We start from the raw sequence: 24947 nt of genomic DNA on the forward strand, positions 1-24947 counted from the left end.
ACCGCACCTCCGTTCGGTTGCGTTTTACGCGTTCCGGTTAATGGAGCGCTCGCGTTCCGATTGATGGAGCATTCGTGTTCTGGATAACACGTCGTTTTCGTCGGCACGCTTCGGCGGAAAATTGCCTCCCGAACACTCCGGTTTTAACGAACAGGCACGCCGTTGGCATCGGTAGCGAAACGCGCCGAACCAGCGAGGATCATGATGAATTCGACCAAAACCCAGATGGAGAGGGCCGCGTCGGTAAAGAAACCGACAACAACGAACATCAAAGGAACGCTAATCAACAGGATTGCGAGCTGGGCGCAGGCGACCCCGATATACCCGAGGTAGAAATTGTGTGCGCCGAAGCCGCCCAGGAAAAACGCGAGCACCGCGGCGACTACTTTGCTCTTCTGCCGACCCTGCGGAACCGAGCCCATGCCGTTCATACCGTTGCCGAACTGCGGCGCACCCTGATTCCACTGGTTGGGCTGCGCATATTGGCCCGCGGGACTGCCATACTGGCCGCCGCCAAATGCCGAGTCGACCTGGCCGCTTTCATAGGTGGCCGGCATTCCGCCCTCCCCGGAACCGGATGCACCGAAACCGGCGGGGGATCCCGAGTAAGGGTCGCTGGATCCCTGATATGGGCTGCTCGGGTTGTTGGGGTAAGTCATGACGATTCCTTCGGGGTCTTCGGGACGGTTTTAGTGCGATGGCCGAGTGCGGTGTCCGTTGCGAACCGTTTGTCGTTGTTGCCGTTCTTATTCGGCTTGTCGACGCTCGCTCTCGGCCTCTAATTGATGTGTTCCGCTGAAGCCCGAAATGTTCCCTGATACGAAGAATTCTCGACGGGGGTGGTGTGTGCGGCGATGGGTGACCGTCGAGCTCGCCCATCAATCGTCCTGTCGATCAGCTCTGTGTTTACTAGTTCGCTGGGTCGAGTTTGAGCTGGTCCGCGAGTTCGTCGGCCGAAAAATATGAACTTTGAGCGCCCTGCTTGGTCGCAGCGCGAGATGCAACGAACGTCGCTAACCCGGCGGAATCCAGCAGACTTCGTCCGGAGGCTATCGATGCGGCGACCGTCCCCATAAAGCAATCGCCACACCCGGTTGAATCGACTGCATCGACTGGATATCCCTGCACATACACGCCATTAGTAGTGAGGGCGGTGGGGTTGGCGCGATCGCTCCGGTTCACGTCACTCGTCGGATTACCGTCACCGCTATCTAAGGAATCCTCAGACTCCACGACAAAACAGCCCTTCGGACCGAGCGTCACAATCAAGCCTCTAAGGCCCATTGTGGCTACTAGCCGCGTCGCTGTCGTGAACAGGCCATTTTCGCTGGCACCATCTTCTTTAGCCATGCTGCTTGCGGAGTCGCGAACAGTAGGAGCGTCCGCGGGCTTTGCGTCGGCATGCTCGTCGACCTTAGATCCGGCTACGTTAGCCAATCCCCCTCGTTCCTGCGTCGGCAATTGGGCGAATTCATACCGCTCCCCTAGAGCTCGCAGCTCAATCTCATTCACGACCACAATATCGACCCCACTCAACAGCGCCGGGTCGACGTCGATAATTGGAGAATAATTCAAAATAATCTGCGGTGCACGGCGAGTTCCTCGTTCATCGCGACCATTATTCCGGTGTTGATGGGGCGCATAGTGTTGGTCGACGTATGCCCTTGTTTCAGTATTTGCGTCGAAAGCAGAGCGAGCCACATCGATCGCGGCCGCAACCACACTCGCGGGAGATTCAAAGCCGAGCGCGACAACATCCGCGGACTGCAGAACATCCGCAGCCGCCTGCAGGTCCGCCCGCGACACGCTCCGATTCGCGCCCGCCGAGTACACGATCGTGTTCTCACCAGCCGCATTCACCGTGATCAGCGCGGTCCCGGTGGGCAAATCGCGAGCCACAACCCTCGACGTATCGACCCCCGCATCCCCCAAACTTCGCAGCACAAAACTCCCATAAGCATCATGGCCAACCGCGCCCACCATCGCGACATCCGCCCCAATCTTCGACGCCGCGACCGCCTGATTCGAGGACTTACCGCCGGGACCATACCTCAGGTCAGCGGCCGGGACCGTTGCCCCGGGAGCTGGGAATTCCTCGACCCGCGCAGTCAGATCGGCGTTGAGCGAGCCGACGACGGTGACTTTTCCCGGCGACGACATTACGGATGTGAGGATTTCTTTGACGTTCGAGAGGTCTGGATTGCTTTTCATAGTTCGTTTATAGGTCTGGTGAGGTTAGGTGAGTGCTTACGTATGAGCGTGGAGCTTACCCGGCACGATTTGCAAGGCTTACCGCGCAAGATGGGTGTGGTCTCTTATGTAGGACCGGTATAAGTAGCATACGGAACGAATTTCCCCTTCGATGCACGAGAAACTAGGCCTTCGCTCTCTCCGACGGCAAATGTGCGGGGAAATATCGGGTGCCCAACTAAAAAGTGCGGGGGTATAGGGGCGAAAAATGACCGAAAATCGACCATATATCCCCGCAGTTTTCCCTGAGGTCGAACAAAGTGGGCTATTCCCCCGCAGTTTTCGGCTGGAACGTTTACGCATGCCCGCGCTTCCCCGCGATCACACGCGTTCGCACTACACAACTCACATGAGAACCTAAACGCCCTTCCCCACACACCTCTCTCAGCCACGAAAACCTAGCAAGCGCCGACAGAATCCAATTAAAAATAGAAAATGCCCGGGTGCGAGATAACTCGCACCCGGGCATTTGCCGATAAATCATTTTTGAGAGGCAGCACGCCGGCGGCACGCTGGCCGGCTAACCGGCCCGCCAGCAACGAATCACCCCTCAAAGGCTCACCTAGCTGATATCGCCGAAGCCTCCATCAAAGCCCTGGTCATCCAGGCGAACGGCCGCACCGGTGAATTCGCCGTATGCACCATCTTCGCCGTAGAAGCCGTCGCCGTAGCTGGTGTTCATGGAGAACGCCTGCGCACGGGCCTCCTCGGTGGGCTCAACCGAGATGTTCCGGTAGCGGGAGATGCCCGTACCAGCCGGAATGAGCTTACCGATGATCACGTTCTCTTTCAGCCCGATGAGCTTATCGGACCGCTTGTTGATCGCCGCATCGGTCAGGACACGCGTGGTCTCCTGGAACGATGCTGCCGACAACCAGGATTCCGTGGCCAACGACGCCTTGGTGATGCCCATGATCTCCTGACGGAAGGAGGCACCCTGACCACCATTCGTCGCGACGGCTTTGTTAATAGCTCGCGCTTCGTTCCGGTCAACCAGACTGCCCGGCAGGAACTCGGTGTCTCCTGACTCGACGACAGTCACGCGACGCAGCATCTGGCGGACGATAATCTCGATGTGTTTGTCGTGAATCGCCACGCCCTGGTCACGGTAGACCTTCTGCACCTGTTCGATGAGGTGCTTCTGCACACCCTGCACACCCTCGACCTGAAGGACTTCGTGCGGATCGGGGGCACCACGCAACAGCGGCTGGCCTGCGACAACATGGTCGCCAGTACGCAGCTGGTGTTCGAATCCACCGGGTTCCTGGGTCACTGCCAAACCCTGGCGCTTCGACAGCTTCTCGTACACGACCTCGTCCTGGCCTTCGTCAGGCGTGATGGTCAGCGTGTAGAAGTTGCCGTCGTCCTCAAGCTTGATCGTTCCGTCGGCCGAAGCGATCGGCGCCTGGTTCTTGGGCACACGAGCCTCGAACAGCTCCTGAACACGCGGCAGACCACCGGTGATGTCGCCACCGACACCACCTTGGTGGAACGTACGCATGGTCAGCTGCGTGCCGGGCTCACCAATGGACTGCGCGGCGACGATACCGACGGCTTCTCCGATGTCCACCTTCTGGCCGGTGGCCATGGAACGTCCGTAGCAGGTCGCGCACACGCCGGTGGCGGTTTGGCACATCATGACTGTCCGGACAGTAGCTGTTCGCACGCCCTCGGCAACCATCTTCTTGGCTTCGGCATCGCCGACGAAAGCGCCACGCTCGTAAATAACGTCGCCCTTGTCGTTGACAGCGTCTTTGGCCAGATAACGGCCGACCAACGCGGTCTCCAAGAAGTCAGCGCGGGTGAATTCTCCCGTTTCGTTGCCCTCGGCGTCCAACACCGGCTTCGCGACGTCGACATCCAGGCCCTTATCGGTGCCGCAGTCGTCTTCGCGCACGATGACGTCCTGAGCAACGTCGACAAGACGACGGGTGAGGTAACCGGAGTCGGCGGTACGCAGAGCGGTGTCGGCCAGGCCCTTACGGGAGCCGTGCGAGTTGTTGAAGTACTCCAGCACCGAGAGGCCCTCGCGGAAGGAGGTCTTGATCGGGCGGGTGATGTAGTCACCGCGCGAGTTCGTGACCATGCCCTTCATACCGGCCAGCGTCCAGATCTGGCGCATGTTACCGGCGGCACCGGACTTCACGATCATCGGGATCGGGTTGTCGTCGGGGTAGATCTTCTCAACGGACTCACCAACGAAGTCGGTGCATTCCTTCCAGAGGTCAACGAGGGAGCGGTAACGCTCTTCGTTGTTGATCTTGCCTCGAGCGAGCTTCTTCTCGATGGTCGCGGCCTGCTTCTCGTACCGCTGCAGGATTTCTTCCTTGTTGGGAAGAACGAGCACGTCGTCCATGGAGATGGTGACGCAGGACCGGGTTGCCCAGTAGAAACCGGCGTCCTTCATCTTGTCGACGGTCTGCGCGACGGTGATCATTGGGTACCGCGCGGCGAGGTCGTTGATGATGACGGCCTGCGCCTTCTTCGCCATGACACCGTTGACGAACGGGTAGTTCCACGGCAGCAGCTCGTTGAACATGATGCGTCCGAGGGTCGTGTGGGCGGTCCACTTCTGGCCGCGCTGCCATCCGTCGGGGAACAGTTCTGCCTCGATGTCCTCCGGCGGGCGGAGGTGGCTGATGCGCACCTCGATCGGCGCCTGGAGCCCAAGCACTCCGCGGTCGCGCGCCATGAGGGCCTCGGCGAAGGACGAGTAGGTACCCCTCTTCGGGCCGTTCTCGTCGGCTTCGTGGTAGGCGCCTTCACCACCGAGCTGGTCCTCGCCCTTTTCCAGGGTGAGGAAGTACAGGCCGGTCACCATGTCCAAACGTGGCATGGCCAGTGGTTTACCGGATGCCGGGGACAGAATGTTGTTGGAGGCGAGCATGAGCACGCGGGCCTCAGCCTGAGCTTCTGCGGATAGCGGCAGGTGGACAGCCATCTGGTCACCGTCGAAGTCAGCGTTGAAGGCCTCACAGGCCAAGGGGTGCAGCTGGATAGCTTTACCCTCGACGAGAACTGGCTCGAACGCCTGAATACCCAAGCGGTGCAGCGTCGGTGCACGGTTGAGCATGACGGGGTGTTCCGCGATGGCTTCTTCGAGGACGTCCCACACTTCGGGGCGCTGACGCTCCACCATCCGCTTCGCGGAGCGAATGTTCTGAGCATAGGACTTCTCGACCAGGCGCTTCATGACGAATGGCTTGAACAGCTCCAACGCCATGAGCTTCGGCAGACCGCATTGGTGCAGTTTCAGCTGCGGGCCGACGATAATAACCGAACGGCCGGAGTAGTCCACACGCTTACCCAGCAGGTTCTGACGGAAGCGTCCTTGCTTACCTTTCAGCAGGTCAGAGAGGGACTTCAGTGGGCGGTTGCCGGGGCCCGTGACCGGGCGTCCGCGACGGCCGTTATCGAATAGCGCGTCGACGGATTCCTGAAGCATGCGCTTTTCGTTGTTCACGATGATCTCGGGCGCGCCGAGGTCAATCATGCGCTTCAAGCGGTTGTTGCGGTTGATGACGCGACGGTACAGGTCGTTGAGGTCCGACGTCGCAAAGCGGCCACCGTCGAGCTGAACCATTGGGCGGAGCTCGGGCGGGATCACCGGGATGGCGTCCAAGACCATCGCTGCCGGGTCATTACCGGAGCGCAAGAAGGCGGCGACAACGCGCAGGCGCTTGAGTGCGCGAACCTGCTTTTGTCCCTTGCCGTCACGAATAACCTCGCGGAGTTTCTCCGCTTCTTCTTCGAGGTCAAAGTTCTTAATCAGCGTCTGGATGGCTTCTGCACCCATGCCGCCGGTGAAGTAGTCCTCGTAGCGGTCGACGAGTTCGGAGTAGATGGTTTCGTCGACGATCATCTGCTTGGGGGCAAGCTTGATGAACGTGTTCCAGATCTCGTCGAGCCGGTCGATTTCACGCTCAGCACGCTCACGGATGTGGCGCATTTCACGCTCAGCGGCATTCTGAACCTTGCGCTTGGCATCGGCTTTCGCACCGTTGGATTCAAGCTCTTTGAGGTCTTCTTCCAGCTTTTGCTGGCGCTCCGCGAGCTCTTCGTCGCGGTCGGCTTCGACCTCTTTCTTCTCCATGAACATGTCGGCTTCGAGGGTTTCCTGGTCCGTGTGACGGGCCTCCTCATCCACCGAGGTGATGATGTTCGCGGCGAAGTAGATGATCTTTTCCAGATCTTTTGGCGCGAGGTCAAGCAGGTACCCCAAGCGTGAGGGCACGCCCTTGAAGTACCAGATGTGCGTGACGGGCGCGGCCAGCTCGATGTGGCCCATGCGCTCGCGGCGGACCTTGGATTTGGTCACTTCCACGCCGCAGCGTTCACAGACGATGCCCTTGTACCGGACACGCTTGTATTTACCGCAGGCACATTCCCAGTCGCGGGTTGGCCCGAAGATACGTTCGCAGAACAGGCCGTCCTTCTCGGGTTTGAGCGTGCGGTAGTTAATGGTCTCGGGCTTTTTGACCTCGCCGTGTGACCAGCGACGGATGTCATCGGCCGTGGCGAGACCGATGCGGAGCTCGTCGAAAAGATTGACGTCGAGCACGTAACGTCCTTTCCCCTCGTTCACGAGGGTTGTTCGGATGATTACTGGTTACTAGTTGGGAGGTCTCTACACCGCGTCGGCGTCGAAGCGTTCGTCGCGGGAGAGGTTAATACCCAAGGATGCGTTGGCTTGGTCGAGGTCGTCATCGTCGGCACCCAGATCAACCGGGGTTCCGTCGGCGGACAAGACCTCAACGTTGAGGCACAGAGACTGCAGCTCTTTGAGCAACACTTTGAAGGACTCCGGAATTCCCGGATCCGGGATGTTGTCGCCCTTCACGATGGCTTCGTACACCTTGACACGTCCGACGACGTCGTCGGACTTGATGGTCAGGAGTTCCTGCAGCGTGTAGGCGGCGCCGTAGGCCTGCATGGCCCAGACTTCCATCTCACCGAAGCGCTGACCACCGAACTGTGCCTTACCACCGAGCGGCTGCTGGGTGATCATGGAGTACGGGCCGGTGGACCGGGCGTGGATCTTCTCGTCGACCAGGTGGTGCAGCTTCAGCATGTACATGTAGCCCACGGAGATCGGCTGCTGGAAGGGCTCGCCCGTCCGGCCGTCGATCAGGGTGGATTTGCCGAATTCGTTGACCATTTGGTCGCCGTCGCGGTTAGGCCGCGAGGAACGCATCAGTCCGGACAGCTCTTCGTTGGTCGTGCCGTCGAACACCGGGGTGGCAACGCGGGAATCGGCGGGGACGTCGTAGAGGTCCTCGGGCAGCGTTTCCAGCATGGCCTTGACCGCCGGGTCCTGTGACTCCGGGTCAACCTTCCACCCGGATTTCGCCAGCATACCGAGGTGAACTTCCAGCACCTGGCCGATGTTCATACGACGTGGCACACCGTGCGTGTTCAGAATGATGTCGACTGGCGTTCCGTCGGGCAGGAACGGCATGTCCTCGGCAGGCAAGATCTTGCCGACGACACCCTTGTTGCCGTGGCGGCCGGAGAGCTTATCGCCGTCCTGGATCTTGCGCTTCTGGGCGACGTACACGCGGACCATCTGGTTAACGCCAGGCGCGAGGTCGTCGTCGTCTTCGCGGGAGAACACGCGAACGCCGATGACCTTGCCTGTTTCACCGTGCGGAACCTTCATCGAGGTGTCGCGAACTTCGCGGGCCTTCTCGCCGAAGATGGCGCGGAGGAGGCGCTCTTCCGGCGTCAGCTCGGTTTCACCCTTCGGGGTGACCTTGCCGACGAGGATATCGCCGTCGCGAACGTCAGCGCCGATGCGGACGATACCGCGTTCGTCGAGGTCAGCGAGGATATCTTCCGAAGCGTTCGGGATATCGCGCGTGATTTCCTCCGGCCCCAGCTTGGTGTCGCGGGCGTCGATCTCATGTTCCTCAATGTGGATTGAGGTGAGGACATCTTCCTCGACAATCCGCTGGTTGAGGATGATGGCGTCCTCGTAGTTGTGGCCTTCCCATGGCATGAACGCCACGAGCAGGTTACGGCCCAGAGCCATCTCACCGTTCTCGGTGCCGGGGCCGTCGGCGAGGGCTTGTCCCTCTTCGATGCGGTCGCCGGCCTCAACGAGGGGCTTCTGGTTATAGCAGGTCCCCTGGTTGGTGCGCTCGAATTTACGCAGGAGGAAGGTGTCGCGCTGGCCGTCGTCGCCAAGGGTGGTGATGAAGTCTGCACACACAGTTTCGACGACACCCGGGCGGCGGGCGATCACAACATCGCCGGCGTCGTGGGCGGCGCGCAGTTCCATACCAGTGCCGACGAAGGGCGCTTCGTTGCGCAGCAGCGGCACAGCCTGACGCTGCATGTTCGCACCCATGAGGGCACGGTTGGCGTCGTCGTGCTCCAGGAACGGAATCATGGCGGTAGCCACAGACACCATCTGGCGCGGGGACACATCCATGTAGTCCACTTCGCTTGCGGGGACGACCTCGACGTTCCCGCCTTTCATTCGGACCGCGACGGTGTCCTCAACGAAGCGGCCTTCGGAGTCCATCTTCGTGTTGGCCTGAGCGACGATGTGCCGGTCTTCCTCATCAGCGGTGAGGTAGTCAACAACGTCAGTGGCCTGACCGTCTTCGACGCGACGGTACGGCGTCTCGATGAAACCGAACGGGTTAACGCGTGCGTAGGACGCGAGGGAGCCGATCAAACCAATGTTCGGACCCTCAGGCGTCTCAATCGGGCACATGCGGCCGTAGTGCGAGGCGTGGACGTCACGAACATCCAGGCCGGCACGTTCACGCGACAGACCGCCAGGCCCAAGAGCGGATAGACGACGCTTGTGCGTCAGGCCAGACAGGGAGTTGTTCTGGTCCATGAACTGCGACAACTGCGACGTTCCGAAGAACTCGCGGATCGCGGCCGACACGGGACGCACGTTGATCAGCGAGGTCGGCGTGATGGATTCCGCATCCTGCGTGGTCATGCGTTCACGCACGACACGCTCCATACGCGACAAGCCGACGCGAACCTGGTTCTGAACCAGCTCGCCGACAGTGCGCAGGCGGCGGTTACCGAAGTGATCGATATCGTCCGTGCTGATCATCAGCTCGGTGCCGTCGGGCGATTCCATCGTCCGCTCACCGGCGTGCAGACGCACCAAGTATTCAATGGTGGTCAGGATGTCTTCTTCAGTCAGGGTGTGCTCGCCAGTGGTGGAGCCGCCGCCCAAACCGAGCTTGCGGTTCACCTTGTAGCGGCCAACCTTCGCCAAGTCGTACCGCTTCGGGTTGAAGAAGCTGTTGTCCAGCAAAGCCTGAGCGGAATCGCGCGTGGGTGATTCACCCGGGCGCTGCTTGCGGTAAATCTCCAGGAGAGCTTCGTCGGTATTAGCGACGCCATCATGCTCGAGGGTGGACATCATGAGTTCGGAGAAACCGAAACGATCCGTGATGTCCTGCGTCGACAAGCCCAAAGCTTTCAACAGCACAGTGACAGGCTGGCGACGTTTACGGTCGATGCGGACGCCGACGGTGTCGCGCTTGTCGATGTCGAACTCCAACCATGCACCGCGGGAAGGGATAACCTTGACGGAGTGCAGCGGGCGCTCGGTCGACTTGTCGATGGACTCGTCGAAGTACACGCCAGGAGAGCGAACCAACTGGGACACGATGACACGCTCGGTACCGTTGATGATGAACGTGCCTTTGTCCGTCATCATTGGGAAATCACCAATGAAGACGGTCTGGCTTTTGATTTCGCCAGACATCGCGTTGGTGAATTCCGCCGTCACATAAAGCGGGGCGGAGTAGTTAATGTCCTTATCCTTGGCTTCATCGATCGTGTTCTTGACGTCGTCGAAGCGGGGCTCGGATAGGGTGAGGGACATGTTGCCGGAGTAGTCCTCAATAGGAGACAACTCCTCTAGGATGTCCTCCAGGCCGCTGGTAATACGCGCGCCTTCTTCGGACTCAGCCTGCTTCTTAGCGCGCCATTCGGGTGCGCCAATAAGCCACGCGAACGAGTCGCGCTGCAGATCGAGGAGGCCAGGGACCTCGATCGGCTCTTTAATCTTCGCGAACGAGTAGCGTTTCGTCGCGCCGGGGATTCCGGACGTTAAACTGGTCTGGCGGGAGACTGCCAAGATGGGTCCTTCCAGCACCTCACGCGGGGTGACCGTGCTCGCTGTGGTTTGCCTGCGTGAAAAGAGTGAGTGTCTTCTTCCAAAAAGCGGATCATCCGTGGTTGGATATCACTAAAGGACCTTGTCAAATCCTGTTTTTGAAGGAATTGGTACAAGGCCTAAAAAGAAATCTGTGCACGGGGATCCAGCGCAACGGACTATCTTATACTAGTTATGGCACCATGTCTAATGGTTTTTTATCACTCTGCGGTGGGGCGCGCGGAGCTTTGCGTACAGCTCCGCGGTGAGGCGTCTGCGAAGTAACACTCTCCTACACCACCACCCTAGCGCCAACACCCTAATACATATGACAAAACAGGGACCTTCCGTGGTGGGAAGCCCCTGTTCGCTGTATTTACGCTGCGCACCGTTCCTGCACCGTTGAGGTGGGAATCGGATGCGCGGCGCGGTGCGCTGAGTTAATCGCGCATATCCCTGTCTTACTTGAGGGAAACCTTTGCGCCAGCCTCTTCGAGCTTGGTCTTGGCAGCCTCGGCGTCGTCCTTGGAGGCACCTTCGAGGATAGCCTTCGGAGCGGACTCAACGAGGTCCTTAGCTTCCTTCAGACCCAGGCCGGAGACGACCTCGCGGACGACCTTAATAACGCCGATCTTCTTGGCGCCAGCGTCCTCGAGCACGACGTCGAACTCGTCCTTCTCTTCCTCAGCAGCAGCTTCGCCACCGGCAGCGCCTGCAGCAGCAACTGCAACCGGAGCAGCAGCGGTGACGTCGAAGGTCTCTTCGAAGAGGTTCTTGAACTCAGTGAGCTCAACGAGGGTCATTTCCTTGAAAGCTTCGATGAGCTCTTCGTTGGTGTACTTAGCCATGATATGGCTTCCTTTCTACGCGTCTTCGTGTGGGAGGTTCCGTACCCGCCTGTCGGCGGCGAACCGACAGTGTTTACTTCTTCTCCTCGAGGGCCGCGGCCAGGCGTGCCATCTCGGAATGCGGTGCGCCCAGCAAGGACGCAACGTTTGCCAGAACGCCGTTGAATCCACCGGCGATCTTGGACAGTGTGGTCTCGCGGTTGTCCATATCCGCGAGCTGCTGGACCTGCTCGGCCGTGAGAGCCGAACCATCCATTGTTCCGCCTTTAACCACGAAAGCGTCGTGGTCTGCGCCGAACTTCTTCATTGCCTTCGCGGCATCGACCGCTTCGCCATTGATGAATGCAATAGCGGTGGGGCCGTTAAGAAGTTCTTCGTCAAGACCTTCGACGCCAGCTTCGCGTGCGGCGAGCTTGATCATGGTGTTCTTGGCGACGGAGTATTCAACCTCAGCGCCAAGTTCCTTACGCAGCTCTGTCATCTCAGTAACGGACAGACCGCGGTATTCCGTCAGGATTGCACTGCTTGCGTTCTGGAAACGCGCAGTGAGCTCCTTGACAGCTGCAGTGTTCTTCGGGTTGGCCATGTACTCTCGCCTCCTTCCTTCGGTAAGTTTCACCGTCGGGGAGGCCCAATGAGTAACGCCCCGCACAGGAGGCGGGGCGCGCAATTCGTTCATCACCCTCTATTTCGTGTCAGGGCCTTACGACGTTCACGTCGGTAATGCTCTGAACTTCGCACCGCCCGGCTGAAACCTTGTGTCCGGTTCGAACCTGGAGCGTGGTGATGAATACTTTGCGTTCGCGTTGTCTCCTGCGTGGGCCGTCACTCGGATGAGCAACACTTCGCTCAGATTTCCCTGAGGACCGACGGTCTGTGGTGAAACGTGAACTATCCTAAAGTTCCTCGGTGGAGACTACACACCAAGTGCACATTTTCAAAATCGACGACGTTTGGGCGGGGTTTAGGTCGGCGCAGTTCCGATGTTCGAGACGACGCTCGAACGTCGCAGCCTCGTCGTCGGCAATTAGGCCTGCCGCCGGCTTGCCATCGACCCTAAATGCTTCGATTTACAAAAAGAAGGATTGTCATACATGTGCGTCTATAGTAGAAAAGCATAATCGGCACAGTTTTCGGCGTGCGTTTTGCCTGCGCAAAATTGGTGCGCATTCTTCGCGCGCGGTTGTGCCTGCACCACATGACCATGTGTAATGCATGTGACCCCGTGTGATGCACATTTGAAGTTTTACTGCCTCATTGAAGGAGCTATCAATGATCGTTCTTCCCCCACCCGCTGATATGTCCAATGTCGACATCGTCGAGTCGCACGTCCACAGCGGTTCCAGCACCAGCGAAGCTGCACTGAAGCAGTGGATTGAGGGTGGCGACTACGTCAAGCCGACCTTTGAGACTCGCGACAACGTGCAGTTCCAGCTTCCCGACGGGGAAACAGTGAGTGCGGGCGACACGGTCGCTAAGGCCACCGACGGCACCTTCTTCGTGAAGCCGCAGCCGAAGGACTTCACCCAGAACCTGATTGATCAGGTCAGCCAGGGGCTGTAAACGTCGGCAATAAGAGCCCGTCCAGCGCTGGATAAAGAGGCCCTGCGGAACTCGATGCAGTTCCGTCTCATGCTGATTTAAACGAATTCGGGATCACTGTTACTATCCGACGGTGGTCCCGTCGTTTCATGGTTGCGTGATTTCGGGGCCGCACTTCCGGGGACGTCGGCGCAGAGCGTCATTCCGTAAGCCGTCGTCGCAGATCGGGAGCTTCGTCAGCCGAACGTTTCACGACCCCGCGAAACAAGCGTCGGCACTAAACCCCCGATACCCCCGCATACGCAATTCCCATACATATTCCGTCTTCGTACAGGACAATAATTCCTGTAAAAATAGTCCTCGTACGAACCCTTGTACACGACACGAATCCGGCAATGAAGGAGCGGTCAGCTTCACTGTGAGTGGCCAAGACAACACCAAATCGCATTCCGCTGCCACCGGCCGCAGCCATGGGAACAGCTATCGGAGCAGCAATACGGGACTTTTCGGTTCTGAGGCCCGCTCGGCAACTGATGTGGCCATGCAGTCGATTGTCGCCTACATCCGGGACAACCACCTCAAAGTCGGTGACCCGCTGCCCAGCGAGCTCACGATTGTGGAATCGCTGAAACTGTCGCGGTCATCGGTAAGGGAAGCGATCCGAACCCTCGTGAGCCTGGACATCCTCGAGGTCCGACGCGGCTTCGGCACGTTCGTCGCTGATATGTCTCTTGAGCCCCTGGTCAATGGCCTTACCCTGCGTATTACTCTCGACGACGATCACGCGCGGTCGCGGCTGATCGATGTGGTCGATACGCGGCAGGCATTGGATTTGCAGATCTCGCGCGACGTGATTGAGCATCGCGACGACATCGACGGCGTATTCCTGGGGCGCCTGATTAACCAGATGAAATCCGCGGTCATGCGAAATGAGCCATTCATGGAATCTGACTCCATGTTTCACGATCACATTCTGTCCGTGACCAGCAACGGGCTCATCCAGGAGCTGTCCAAAGCACTGTGGCGTGTGCATATGGTGGCGGTACCGAAACTGCATCTGACCACGAAAGATAATCTGGAACAGACCGTGGATGCTCACCAAAAAATTGTCGACGCCATTGTTGCCGGAGACGAGGACGCCTACCGGCAAGCCGTCGTCGACCATTACGAACCGCTCCGCGAAGCGCTCGGGGTTAAGTAGGTAGCGGCACGGCCTTATTAGGTGCGCGCTTGCCGACGAGCTACTTCCCGATTTCGCTGCGATAGAACCCCGTGAGCCACCGCGGATCGGTGATGGCGGACCCGATAATGACGGCGTTGGCTCCACGCTGGAGCGCGTCCTTTACCGCGTCGGGGGAATGATAATGTCCTTCCGCGATCAGCAGCGGCTCCTCCCCCACCTCGTTCCGAACAGTGGAAATAAAGTCCAGGTCAGGGCCCTCGAGGTCCTCTGTCGCCGGGGTGTATCCCGACAATGTTGAGGACACAATGTCCGCGCCGGCTTCGTACGCTGCTATCCCGTTGGCCGCGGTGTCACAATCCGCCATGAACAGCGCGCCGGACTCGTGGGCGGCCTTCACCAGGTCTTCGGTGGAGGACCCGTCGGGACGTGGGCGGCCGGTGGCGTCGGCACAGACGACCGCGGCACCTGCGTCGGCAACTGCCTTGACCGACGCGACCGTCGGAGTGATGTACACGCCGGAGTCGCCTTCCTTTGTTAGGCCGAAAATGGGGACATCGACGGCGTCCCCGATGGACGTGATGTCGGCGATTCCGCCATAGCCGCCGCAGCGAATCGCGGGGGTGCCAGCGGCGACGCAGGCCTTCGCGCTCAACGTTAACGCGTGAGTGTCGCGGAGTGGGTGCCCGTCGGGGGCTTGGGCGGACACGATGATGTCGCCCGCGATGATCGAGCGCAGCTCCTGGCGTTGGTCGGCGGGGGTGGAGGCGGAAAATGAGAAGGGCATGGGGATCTCCTTTGTTCGGTTGGTGTGTGAGGAGGGCGGTTACGAGCGTTTATGTCGCGCTCGAGCATAAACCGCGGCGGCGACAAGGGGGCCTTCGCGCAGGGCACTATCGCGGATGTCGCAGGGGCGAACACTGTAAGCCAGGTGGCTGCGCACGCCATCACGGATTCGCCGCGTGATGGCTTCGCCCAGCCCCGACACTCCTCCACCGAGGATGATCGCGTCGAGGTCAATCCCCATCGCGAGCGTTCCCAGCATCTGGCCGAAACCGTGCAGATTCCGGTCGAGGACCTCCGTCGCTAATGAGTTCCCTTGTCGTTCCAGTTCCAATAGGTCAGTCACTGTCGACGGGGATGCAGGGTTAACATCGCGGCCTGAACCGGACTGACCGTCGCGCTCCGAAATCGCTTCGTGATACGTCGCAACGAGTTTCGGACCGGACGCCACGTCTTCGCACCGGGCCACGCCGCTGCCGTAATGAGGGCAATAAAGTTCGGAAATCTCACCGGCCGTGCCGCGATTACCAGCGGCGAGATCGTCGTTAATAACGAACGCTCCCCCAACCCCCGTGCCCAGACTGACGTAAAGCAGGCGGGCGTGCGGATACTCGTCGCGCCAACACAGCGTGTGCTCGCCAAAGGCCCACACGCGGACGTCGTTGTGCGCGAACACGGGAGCGTCGATATGGCGAGCGATGCGGGCAGCAATGTCGGTACCCTCCCAGCCGGGCATCGTGGCCCCGGCGCGGGTGACCGTCGCGGTGATGGGATCGATGACACCGGCGGCTGCCACCCCGACTCGCGCGATCGTATTTTCGCTTGTCGACGACGATGTTCGGGCTGATGCAACGTTGCCGGCTGCTAACTCCGGCGATGATAGTGCTGGTGCTGCTAGCGCTTCGGTGACGGCGACTTCCAGCTGGTCGGCGGTGTTCCCGCCAGCGGGTTGGCTGGGTACGCGCCCGTGGGCGATTACTGTGCGGGGGGCGTCGTCGTCGATAAGCCCCCAGGCGATCTTGGTGCCGCCAATGTCTAGTGCGAGTGTGAGTGCCACAGTGGTTCTACCCTTCTGCGCTGTCGCCGGTAATTGTCATGAGCCGTGGACGTCAGACGTCTTACAACCTATACTAACAGTCACAATAGTTGTGGCGGGCGAGCAGTCGCGAGCGATCGTATTCTTCATGGCAGCACAGTCACACGACCATAGTTAGGAGCACGTAAGGCTATGAGCCATCCGGATTTCACGGTGGAAGGGCGCGTCATTGACGCTGCGGGCATCACGGAACATGCGCGCATCGAGGTCACGGGGTCGCGCATTTCGTCGGTTACTCCATTGGATAGCGGAACTACACATGCGTCGAATGAAGGGTTGGATGAGGCGTCGGGCCAAACGTCGGCTAGCGGCCCGTCGGCAATGTGGAGTGCATCCGATATGCCGACAATCATTCCGGGGTTTGTCGATCTCCACAATCACGGTGGCGATGGCGGGGCGTTCCCGACGGGCGATGAGGAGAGCTGCCGCCGGGCCGCGCTGTTCCACCGTCGGCACGGAACGACGACCCTGCTGGCCAGCCTCGTTAGCGCCAATGAGCAGGAGATTGTGCGACAGCTGGACATACTGAAGCCGCTAGCGGACGAGGGGCTGATCGCGGGGGTACACCTGGAGGGGCCGTTTGTGAACGCGCACAAGTGCGGCGCGCAGAACCCTGATCGGATCGTGCCCGCCGACGCCGATATGTTCGCGCGCGCGACCTCCCGCCGCCCCGGCCTGATCCGACAGATCACGCTGGCCCCCGAAAGCCCGGGTGCCGAGGCCTGCCTGGACGTGTGCGCGCGTGAGGGGATCATTTTGTCGCTCGGGCACACCGATGCGGATTACGACACCACTATGAACTTCGTCAGCAAAGCTGTAGACCGGGGCATCATGGTGACCGCCACGCACCTGTTCAACGCGATGCCACCCCTGCACCATCGGGCACCCGGCGCGGCGGCCGCCATGATCACGGCCGCGAAAAAGTTCCCCGGGCGCGTGTTTGCCGAGCTCATTGCCGACGGCATCCACCTCCACAACGGGACCGTCGATATGGTCACGGAATCGCTGCCCAACTCGGCGTTCTTTATTACCGACGCGATGGAAGCCGCCGGGAAGGCCGACGGGTCCTACGTGCTGGGGGCATTGGCCGTGACGGTGGCCAATGGCGTGGCTCGACTAACGACGACTGACGGGTCGGCGGGGTCGATCGCCGGCGGGACCTCGACACTGTTCGACCAGTTCGTTCGGGCGGTTCGGCGCGGGTTCGACCCGGTGGATGCGGTGAGGTTCACGAGCGCGACGGCTGGACGCGTGCTCGAGTTTGGGCGTGAGGAGTCTGGTGGTGGTTCCCTTGACGCCAGCAGTGATGCCTCCTCCTCGGCCGCCGGCACCGGGGCTGGTCACTTAGTGGTCGGAGCTCCCGCCGATTTTGTCGTCCTGGATCCGAACTTCCAGCTCCGCGAGGTCTACGCCGCTGGGCAAGCGCTACACGTGCGCGAGGGTGAAACCGAGTCGGCGCGCTAGTCCTCTGACCCGGCGCGTTTCTACGCGGGCGACTTCACCGGCCGGACGTTGGGCATCGAACGTCGGCACGAAAACCCGGCGTCAGACGTCGGCAAGAAAATAAAGCGAGAAACCATTCACATCATTAAGAAAAACAACCAACGAGAAAGGGATAGCAAAGAGTCATGGAAATTGTCATTCGCAAAACACCCGAGCAGGTAAGCCTTCAAGCTGCCGATATCCTTGAACCCTACGTCTCGGAAGGCGCCACACTCGGATTGGCAACAGGGTCGACGCCACTAGGAACGTACCAAGAATTGATTCGTCGACATAACGAATCCGGTCTATCTTTTGCTAACAACCAAGCTTTTCTTCTCGACGAATATGTCGGGCTCCCCCGCGACCACGAACAGTCGTACTACCGGACAATTCGTCGCGAATTCACCGAGCACATCGACATCAAAGATGAAGCGGTGTCATCGCCGGACGGCCTGGCCGACAACATCGACGAAGCCGGGCGCGCCTACGACGAGCGCATTCGCAACGCGGGCGGCGTCGATATTCAAATTCTCGGGATCGGGACCGACGGGCACATCGGGTTCAACGAACCCGGCAGTTCGCTTAACTCACCAACGAGGTTGAAAACGCTGCACCCGCAAACCGTGAGCGACAACGCGCGATTCTTCGACAGCGAGGCCGACGTGCCGCGGCACGTGCTCACCCAGGGCCTCGGGACGATCCAACACGCGCGCCACCTGCTGCTTCTGGCCACGGGCAAAAACAAGGCCGCCGCCGTTCAAGCGCTGGCGGAGGGGCCGGTGAGCGCGTCGTGCCCCGCGAGTGTTCTGCAGCTTCACCCGCATGCGACCGTCATTATCGACGAAGCGGCCGCTACCTGCCTCGAGCACAAGGAGTACTACATCTTCGCGGAGAAGAATAAGCCTGAGTGGCAGCGATACTAGGAGTGGGGGTTGATCCTCCGACCTGGGGAATAGACCCTCGCCTGAAGTGAGCGTAGGTAGGCGGGGCGAGTGTGGATGGTTCCGTGAATGTGCGGGAGTTGGATGCCCTGAAGGGATCGGGCGGATCCGGGCAGATTCGGGGGGGACCCGAATAAATTCGGGCGCCGATCAGACGTCGGCGGTTCGCTCATGGGGCAGCACGAGTGATAACAGGTGGCCATGTATGGGCCCTGGCCTGGAAAACAGCGGGGGAATATGGGTGCCGCCGAAAACTGCGGGGGTATATGGGCGAAAATGGCCAAAAATTGACCATTTCCCCCACACTTTTCCTGGGTACCGCGGTTGCGCCGTCGAGACAGCTCCCGAACATGCCCTACCGTGGCAAAACCCCACGTCACGGGAGCACGCCAGATCACTGGGGAAAGCGGGTGCACGGCAAAAGCAGTGCACCCCCAAGACGCACCACCCCTTACAGCATCCCCACGTCTTTCAGCACTTTTTCGATGGCTTTCACATTGTCGCCCTCGAGCGCCGCGACCGGGTTCGGCATCTGGTTGCTCTCGAACACGCCGAGCAGCTTCATCGCCGTCTTGAACGCCCCAACCCCGGCACCGAAACCACTCACGCCATCGGTCACCATAACGATGCGCATCAGACGCGCGGCCTCTTCCTGTGCCTCGCGAACACCCTTCCAATCGTCGTTCTGGAACGCCTTCCATTGCCGCACGTAAACCTCGGGATTCACGTTGGCCAATCCGGGGACGGAACCGTCGGCACCCGCAAGATAGGCGCCATCGACAACCACTTCATGCCCGGTGAGCAGCTGGAGGGGGTGCCCGGCGTCCTCGTTGTCTTGAATGAGGAATCGGAAGCTGACGTCGTCGCCCGACGAGTCCTTCACTCCGGCCAGCACGCCGTCCTTGCCCAGGCGGACCAGCATGTCGACGGGGAGCTTGGTGTGAACGCACACCGGGATGTCGTAGGCGAATAGCGGCAGGTCGACGGCCTCGTGGATGAGGCGGAAGTGCTGCTCGACCTCGGTCATCCCGCCGAGTGCGTAGAACGGGGCAGTGGCGACGATCGCGTCGGCGCCGAGTTTTTGGGCGCGCCGGGCGTGCTCGATGACGCGCTCGGTTTCGGTGTCAATGCAGCCGACGAGGACGGGGACGCGGCCGGCGACCTGCTCGATCGCGGCTTTGACAATTTCGTCTCGACGCTCGTCGGTAGAGAAGGCGACCTCGCCGGAGGAACCGAGGAAGAACAGGCCGTTGACGCCGGCGTCGATGAGGCGCTCGATGTTGCGGTTGAAGCTGGGGCGGTCGAAGCTGCGGTCCTCGGTCAGTGGCGTGACGACCGGTGGGATAACTCCGCGGAATGTCGAATTCATGGGAAACTCCTTACAAATAACAAGTGTTTTTGATTCGTTGAATGTTTGGTTGGTGTGGTGCGGGGCCGGGGTGCGGGACGCGCCATGTGCAGCACGGTGCGCGACGGCCACGTTGTGTACCTATCACGCCCAAGCCCCTCCCGCTTACCTAGCTAATCAACATGTGCGCTACCACCGTGCTTCTGGAGCTCGGGGCCAAACCAACTGAGCGGAATCTGCGTCAGATACAACCCCTGCCACTCGTTTTCCCAGAGCAACCCGATTTTCCCGCTGGGAAGGTACGTCATGGACTGGTACACGTAGTGGCCTGGGCTGAATGTGCGCGCTATCGGCCATGTCTTGCCCTCGTCCGTCGAGACGCGGAGCACCCCGTTCCCACGGTAAGGCATCAATTGAGAAGCATTGGCGAACACATAAAGTGGCGCGCCACCACTCCCCGCACCCCCACCACGACCACCAATCGCGATCGCATTAGGCTGCGAGAAAATCTCCGGGATATCCGGGTGGTAGGTGACCTCTCCCCAGGTTTCCCCACCATCCTCGGATATCGCCGTGGCCACGCGCCCGGACGGGTGCTGGTTCCGCATGAGAACCATGAGCCTTCCGTCCTCGAGTTCCACCAATGTGGACTCGTGCGTGGACGCTTCGTCGTCGGCAAGTGTGCGCGAGTCGATAGTTGCACCTTTGAACAGCCGCCCATCATTCGGTGAAGCACCGCGGTGCCACGTCTCGCCATGGTCATCGGAGTAGATCACCGCGCAGGAAAAGTGCTTCGGGTTGTCGCCGGAGTAGTACACCGGGATCACGAGCCTGCCAGCGCGCGCACCGTGATGGAGCTGCACGCCAGTACCGGGCGAGGTCCCGAGGAACGCCATCCATTCCTCTTTGACCTGGTGGTTGATCAACTCGGGCGCGGACCACGTTTCACCTTCATCATCGCTGGTCACATGCACGATGTACGAGGTTCGGAGAGTCAACAGCGTCTGATTCGGATCTTCGCCATCAGCCAGGTAAATATTTCCCGCTGGTTGTCCGGCGCGGGTTATCCACCCTTCCTTGTCGACGCTGAACTCGGTGACCTTCCCATCTTCAGTGACGACGGAACCGTCGGCATTGAGCACGTACGTCGCGGGCGAGGACTCCGTGTCCGACGCACCACCAGCGCTAGTGTCCGTCAGAATCAGCCGGCCTTCGGAATCCTGGCCGACGCCGTGAACGTTATTGGGCTGACCAATCGCGCCCGGGAAGTGGTCGATCAGCAGGTGGACTGTGCCGGTGTCCTCGTCGTACACGGTGCACGAATCGATCACGCTCGCCCCGGTAGCGCCCGACCCCGGATAAGTCAGGATGGTTTGCATGTCTTCCCAGTGGTCGCCACCATCGAGGGACCTCCGAATGACAAAGTTAATGTCATTGGGCGCATCGTTCGCGATGGTCGTCCGCTGATCCGCGCCGGCAATCACCGTGCCACTCGGCAGCGTCAAGAGCGACGGGATCCTGTAGCTCACGGCGCCATGCATTCCACGGTCGAATAATGCCTGCGTGTGGACGGGATCGACATGCGACAGCCGCTTAATCGCCCCGTCGGTCAGCGGGGTGGGATAAATCGCGGCGCGCGCGACCTCACCGAATAGCCGACGACCATGGATATCCTGCCCGATCGTAATGGTGTTGACCGGGCTGGCGTCGGCGAAAAATGCCTGCCCGGGGATCCGAGCTTCACGGAACCCGTCGACGTAGAGGTCGACGGCGCCTTCTCCTGCGCGGATGACGACGTCATGCCATGTGCCGTCCGCCCAGTGCCCATCGACGGCGAAGGTGCGCCACTCGTCTTCGCTGGTCAGGACCTCATAGGTGAGCCCCGTGTCCGAGACCGACAGGCGCAGCCTTTCGACGCTCGAAGACTCCTCCCCGCCCGCATCAACATATCCGGCCGACAAGATCGTTCCGCCCTGGCCGACGCCACGCACGCGGAACCGCGTCAACGTCGTCCCTGCTCCGAGGCGCGCGACCCGGCGCGTGTCGTAGTCAGCCAAGTGGTTAGCCGCGAACTGGACCATGGGTTGGGGTGGCGTCGCGTGCGCAAGGACGTCGTTATCGGACAACACACTCCCAGTACAAACAACGTCGGCAACGTCGACGGGGGCGTCGGCAATAGTGAGTTCCTCCGCCTGAACGTCGGCAAGAAATGCCGTCGCCGTGCCGCAAAAGGCCTGGTACCCGTCGAGATAAAACTTGGTGCCTTCGGGGCCGACGGTCAGGGCGATGCTGTGCCATTGGCCGTCAGTGATGGTGGTGGCGTCTTCAACGTCGAGGTCCTGCACCCGATCGGGGGTACGCGTTGTAATGTGAGGATGATCATCTTCGATCCTGATCGACAACTCACCCGCGGAGGTGTGGGCCTCAATGAGCGGGCCGTCGATGGTGGTTCGAACGCGGGCGAGTATCGAACCTGCAGGATATGGGGTGGTCCGTAGCGTAGACATATGCGCTCCTGTTTGCCATGCGAATTACCATTCGTCCGGAAGCTCGCACGATGCACATGAGATAACCGTCAGCCCGGGCTCATTACATGCCGGACTGAGGGCAACTTTCGGTAACGGCCCCGATCGTACCACATGTCAGATGTCTGATGTCTGATACGCTGAGGGCAAAACGCGGTCCCAACTCCCCCACCCGCGCCCACACCCCAGGCACACGAGGAGGCCACTATGGTCACTAGCACTTCACCCACCAGTCACCCTCCCGCACAACGGTGGTGGACATACCTCACCAAAGAAGATTGGAAAGCTTTCTTCGCGGCGTGGATCGGCGTCCTCCTCGACGGCTACGATTTCGTCCTCATCGCCTTCGCCCTACCCCTGATAACCAAATCGTTCGACCTCACCTTGGTTGAATCCGCCGCCCTCATTTCCGCGGCCTTCGTCTCGCGGTGGCTCGGCGGATTGATCCTCGGCGCAGCCGGCGACAAATGGGGACGCAAACCCGCAATGGTCCTCTCGATCCTCATGTTCGCGTTCGGCTCCATCGCCTGCGCCTTCGCGCCGGGGTACTGGTTCCTCTTCCTCTTCCGCCTCATCATCGGCTTCGCCATGGCCGGCGAATACTCCGCCTCCGCGGCCTATGTCATTGAATCGTGGCCGGTCCACATGCGTAACAAAGCATCTGGTTTCCTCCTCTCCGGCTACGCCTTCGGCGTTCTCCTAGCTGCCCAGGTCGATAAATACTTGGTCAGCTGGGTGGAATCCTGGCACCCGGGGTGGGGTTGGCGCGCGCTGTTCCTCACTGGCATTATCCCCGTCTTCGTCGCCGTCTATATGCGACGCCGCCTCCCGGAAGCCAGCGACTGGAAAGAAACTCAAAAAGACGACCAGCGCGACGACGATATGCTGGACATTCTCTTCGGCAGCCAGCGTCGCGTTCCGAACATCCTTGCCGTCGTCGTCGCCTTCATCGCCCTGATGGTGATCTTCACCGAGGCGACGTCGAGCGCAGCGATCCTCATCCTCTGCGGTGTTGCAGCAGCCGCTGTGTTCATCACCTTCATCGTCCAGTTCGATCCGAGCCGGTGGGTGATCGGGATCCTCATCATGATCACGATCTTCGCGTCATTCATGTACACCTGGCCGATTCAAGGACTATTGCCGACGTACCTCCACGGCATTGGCATGGACCCCGGCGTGGTGGCCAACGTAGTTTCGTTCGCGGCGGTGGGGAACGCGTGTGGTTATATCCTCGCCGGCTTCGCTGGTGACGCGATGGGGATGCGTCGGTGGTATGCGATCAGCATTATCCTCTCGCAGATCATCGTTATCCCGTTGTTTGTGCAAACGAGCGGAATCGTGGTGCTGGTCGCCGCACTGTTGTTCTTCCAGCAAATGTTCGGGCAGGGCGTATCCGGACTGCTGCCCAAGTGGGTGTCGTCCTACTTCCCCGTCGAGAAACGAGCCGCTGGCCTGGGCTTTTACTACAACGTCGGCGCGCTGGGCGGTGCCGTCGGCCCTGTGCTGGGTGCCTCGATCGCGGCGAAAACGTCGCTGGGTGTGGCTCTGGCGATCATGTCCGTGGGCTTCGCGCTCATCGTGGTGGTCTCGATTGGGCTGAACCTGCCGAAGGTGCTGCAAAAGGCGGTTAATCCCGACGCCGTTCGCCCCGAAGATGGTGATGACGAAACCATCGCGGCCATCGCAGCCGGTGACGAGCATCCCAACAGCGACGTGGCCGACGAGGCACCAGACAAAGGCGGCGTGGAAGTCACGCCCGCCAACACCACCTCTCCCGCACCGAAACCACAAGGAATGTAAACATGAACACCCTGAAAACGACTTCACCTGACTTCATCGTCGGCGCCTACGCTAGCCTCCCCTTCGACCGCCGCGACCAGGAAACGTACTACTCACTCCTCGCCGAGCAGAACTGGATCAACGGGCTAGAGATCCCCTTCCCCGGCGACCTCACCGAAAGCCTCCCGTGGCTCAGCCGCCAGATCGCAGACCGCTGGAATTCCAACACCATCACCGCTATTCCGGGCACGATGGTCAACGTCGGCAAGAACCCTAAATTCGGCCTGGCTAGTGCGGATGAGGACGGCCGAGCTGCCGCCCTCGAATTCACCGATCGAATCTGCACAGCCGTCCAGGAACTGGCTAGTCGAACCGGGCGCAGCGTCATTAAATACGTCCAGCTCCATTCCGCCCCGACGCGAGGGGCCCACTCGGATGCCTTCGCACGTAGTCTCGACGAGATCGCCACGTGGGATTGGTCCGGCGCGCGCATCGTCATTGAGCATTGCGACGCACCTCGCGAGGATCATGAACCCGAGAAGGGTTTCCTCGAGCTAGCCGACGAATGCACCATAGCCGCAGAACACGACGTGAAGCTGCACATCAACTGGGGTCGGAGCTGCCTCAAAAACCGCGACGCGACCACTCCCCTGCGGCACATCACGACGGCCCGCGACAAAGGCGTGCTGGCTGGCGTCATGTTTAGCGGTGCGGGCGATAAAGATACTCAGTACGGCTACCCGTGGGTCGACGGCCACCTACCTGCTTATCCCGACGAGCCGACGTCATGGATGACACCCGACCGGATCCGCGAGTGCGCCCGCGCAGCGCTTCACACGCCCGGCGTTTATCTGGGAGCCAAAGTGTGTGTACCGAGCGATTCGTCCCTCAACGACCGCGTCGCGATGCTCAAAAACATTTACGACACGGCGCTCGGGGAATAAGCAGTGTTCAACGAAGACGCAGCGCTCGAGGAACCTGGAGCACTAAAAAGCTAATCGCTGGGGGCTGGGGCCTCCTGGGGAGGCCCCGTCGGGGG

Annotated in this window: 16 protein-coding genes; 6 read left to right on the forward strand and 10 right to left on the reverse strand. The window is 60.4% G+C overall.

The genetic code is table 11. The features are described 5' to 3' along the window. Positions 1–143: 143 nt before the first annotated feature. The 6 genes from KCQ76_RS04660 to rplJ form a co-directional block, all read right to left on the reverse strand. Positions 144–659: a TM2 domain-containing protein gene (locus tag KCQ76_RS04660; RefSeq protein ID WP_052723065.1), complete on the reverse strand. Its 516-nt coding sequence runs from the start codon at positions 657–659 to the stop codon at positions 144–146. 250 nt (positions 660–909) lie between these two features. Further along, positions 910–2211 (reverse strand): ribokinase, encoded by a 1302-nt coding sequence (locus KCQ76_RS04665; protein WP_221914806.1) that lies wholly within the window; start codon positions 2209–2211, stop codon positions 910–912. Between the two features lie 601 nt (positions 2212–2812). Then, the gene (locus KCQ76_RS04670) at positions 2813–6811 is read right to left on the reverse strand and encodes a DNA-directed RNA polymerase subunit beta' (protein WP_046202858.1); all 3999 of its coding nucleotides are present in this window, start codon (positions 6809–6811) and stop codon (positions 2813–2815) included. Positions 6812–6877: 66 nt separating this feature from the next. Continuing rightward, complete coding sequence (gene rpoB, locus KCQ76_RS04675; RefSeq protein WP_046202857.1) at positions 6878–10384, reverse strand: DNA-directed RNA polymerase subunit beta; 3507 nt, start codon at positions 10382–10384, stop codon at positions 6878–6880. Between the two features lie 461 nt (positions 10385–10845). Continuing rightward, complete coding sequence (gene rplL / locus KCQ76_RS04680) at positions 10846–11232, reverse strand: 50S ribosomal protein L7/L12 (protein ID WP_012732464.1); 387 nt, start codon at positions 11230–11232, stop codon at positions 10846–10848. A gap of 73 nt (positions 11233–11305) precedes the next feature. After that, positions 11306–11818: a 50S ribosomal protein L10 gene (gene rplJ, locus KCQ76_RS04685; protein ID WP_046202856.1), complete on the reverse strand. Its 513-nt coding sequence runs from the start codon at positions 11816–11818 to the stop codon at positions 11306–11308. Between the two features lie 686 nt (positions 11819–12504). Between rplJ and KCQ76_RS04690 the strand changes: the two genes are divergently transcribed. Both KCQ76_RS04690 and KCQ76_RS04695 read left to right on the forward strand, forming a co-directional pair. Further along, the gene (locus KCQ76_RS04690) at positions 12505–12795 is read left to right on the forward strand and encodes a hypothetical protein (protein WP_052722123.1); all 291 of its coding nucleotides are present in this window, start codon (positions 12505–12507) and stop codon (positions 12793–12795) included. Positions 12796–13192: 397 nt separating this feature from the next. Then, positions 13193–13975: a FadR/GntR family transcriptional regulator gene (locus KCQ76_RS04695; RefSeq protein ID WP_052723064.1), complete on the forward strand. Its 783-nt coding sequence runs from the start codon at positions 13193–13195 to the stop codon at positions 13973–13975. Positions 13976–14015: 40 nt separating this feature from the next. Here the strand turns inward: KCQ76_RS04695 and KCQ76_RS04700 are convergent, their stop codons facing one another. Both KCQ76_RS04700 and KCQ76_RS04705 read right to left on the reverse strand, forming a co-directional pair. After that, a complete protein-coding gene (locus tag KCQ76_RS04700; RefSeq protein ID WP_046202855.1) occupies positions 14016–14741 on the reverse strand; it encodes a putative N-acetylmannosamine-6-phosphate 2-epimerase in 726 nt (241 codons plus the stop codon). 39 nt (positions 14742–14780) lie between these two features. Further along, positions 14781–15794, reverse strand: a complete 1014-nt coding sequence (locus KCQ76_RS04705; protein ID WP_046202854.1) for an ROK family protein — start codon at positions 15792–15794, stop codon at positions 14781–14783. A 171-nt stretch (positions 15795–15965) separates the two neighbouring features. Here KCQ76_RS04705 and KCQ76_RS04710 point away from each other — a divergent pair, with 171 nt between their 5' ends. Further along, complete coding sequence (locus KCQ76_RS04710) at positions 15966–17297, forward strand: N-acetylglucosamine-6-phosphate deacetylase (protein WP_052722121.1); 1332 nt, start codon at positions 15966–15968, stop codon at positions 17295–17297. A gap of 164 nt (positions 17298–17461) precedes the next feature. Next, positions 17462–18238, forward strand: coding sequence for a glucosamine-6-phosphate deaminase (gene nagB, locus KCQ76_RS04715; protein ID WP_046202853.1), 777 nt, complete (start codon positions 17462–17464; stop codon positions 18236–18238). 469 nt (positions 18239–18707) lie between these two features. Here nagB and KCQ76_RS04720 read toward each other — a convergent pair whose 3' ends face one another. Both KCQ76_RS04720 and KCQ76_RS04725 read right to left on the reverse strand, forming a co-directional pair. Then, on the reverse strand, positions 18708–19625 hold the full coding sequence (locus KCQ76_RS04720) for a dihydrodipicolinate synthase family protein (protein ID WP_046202916.1): 918 nt from the start codon (positions 19623–19625) through the stop codon (positions 18708–18710). A 152-nt stretch (positions 19626–19777) separates the two neighbouring features. Then, positions 19778–22111, reverse strand: coding sequence for a sialidase family protein (locus tag KCQ76_RS04725; RefSeq protein ID WP_046202852.1), 2334 nt, complete (start codon positions 22109–22111; stop codon positions 19778–19780). A gap of 225 nt (positions 22112–22336) precedes the next feature. On the opposite strand from KCQ76_RS04725, the gene KCQ76_RS04730 reads away from it, so the two are divergent. Further along, positions 22337–23929, forward strand: a complete 1593-nt coding sequence (locus KCQ76_RS04730) for an MFS transporter (RefSeq protein WP_046202851.1) — start codon at positions 22337–22339, stop codon at positions 23927–23929. A gap of 2 nt (positions 23930–23931) precedes the next feature. Next, positions 23932–24852, forward strand: coding sequence for a DUF4862 family protein (locus tag KCQ76_RS04735; protein ID WP_046202850.1), 921 nt, complete (start codon positions 23932–23934; stop codon positions 24850–24852). Positions 24853–24947: the final 95 nt, after the last annotated feature.

Source organism: Corynebacterium parakroppenstedtii, assembly GCF_019754935.1.
Lineage (GTDB): Bacteria > Actinomycetota > Actinomycetes > Mycobacteriales > Mycobacteriaceae > Corynebacterium > Corynebacterium parakroppenstedtii.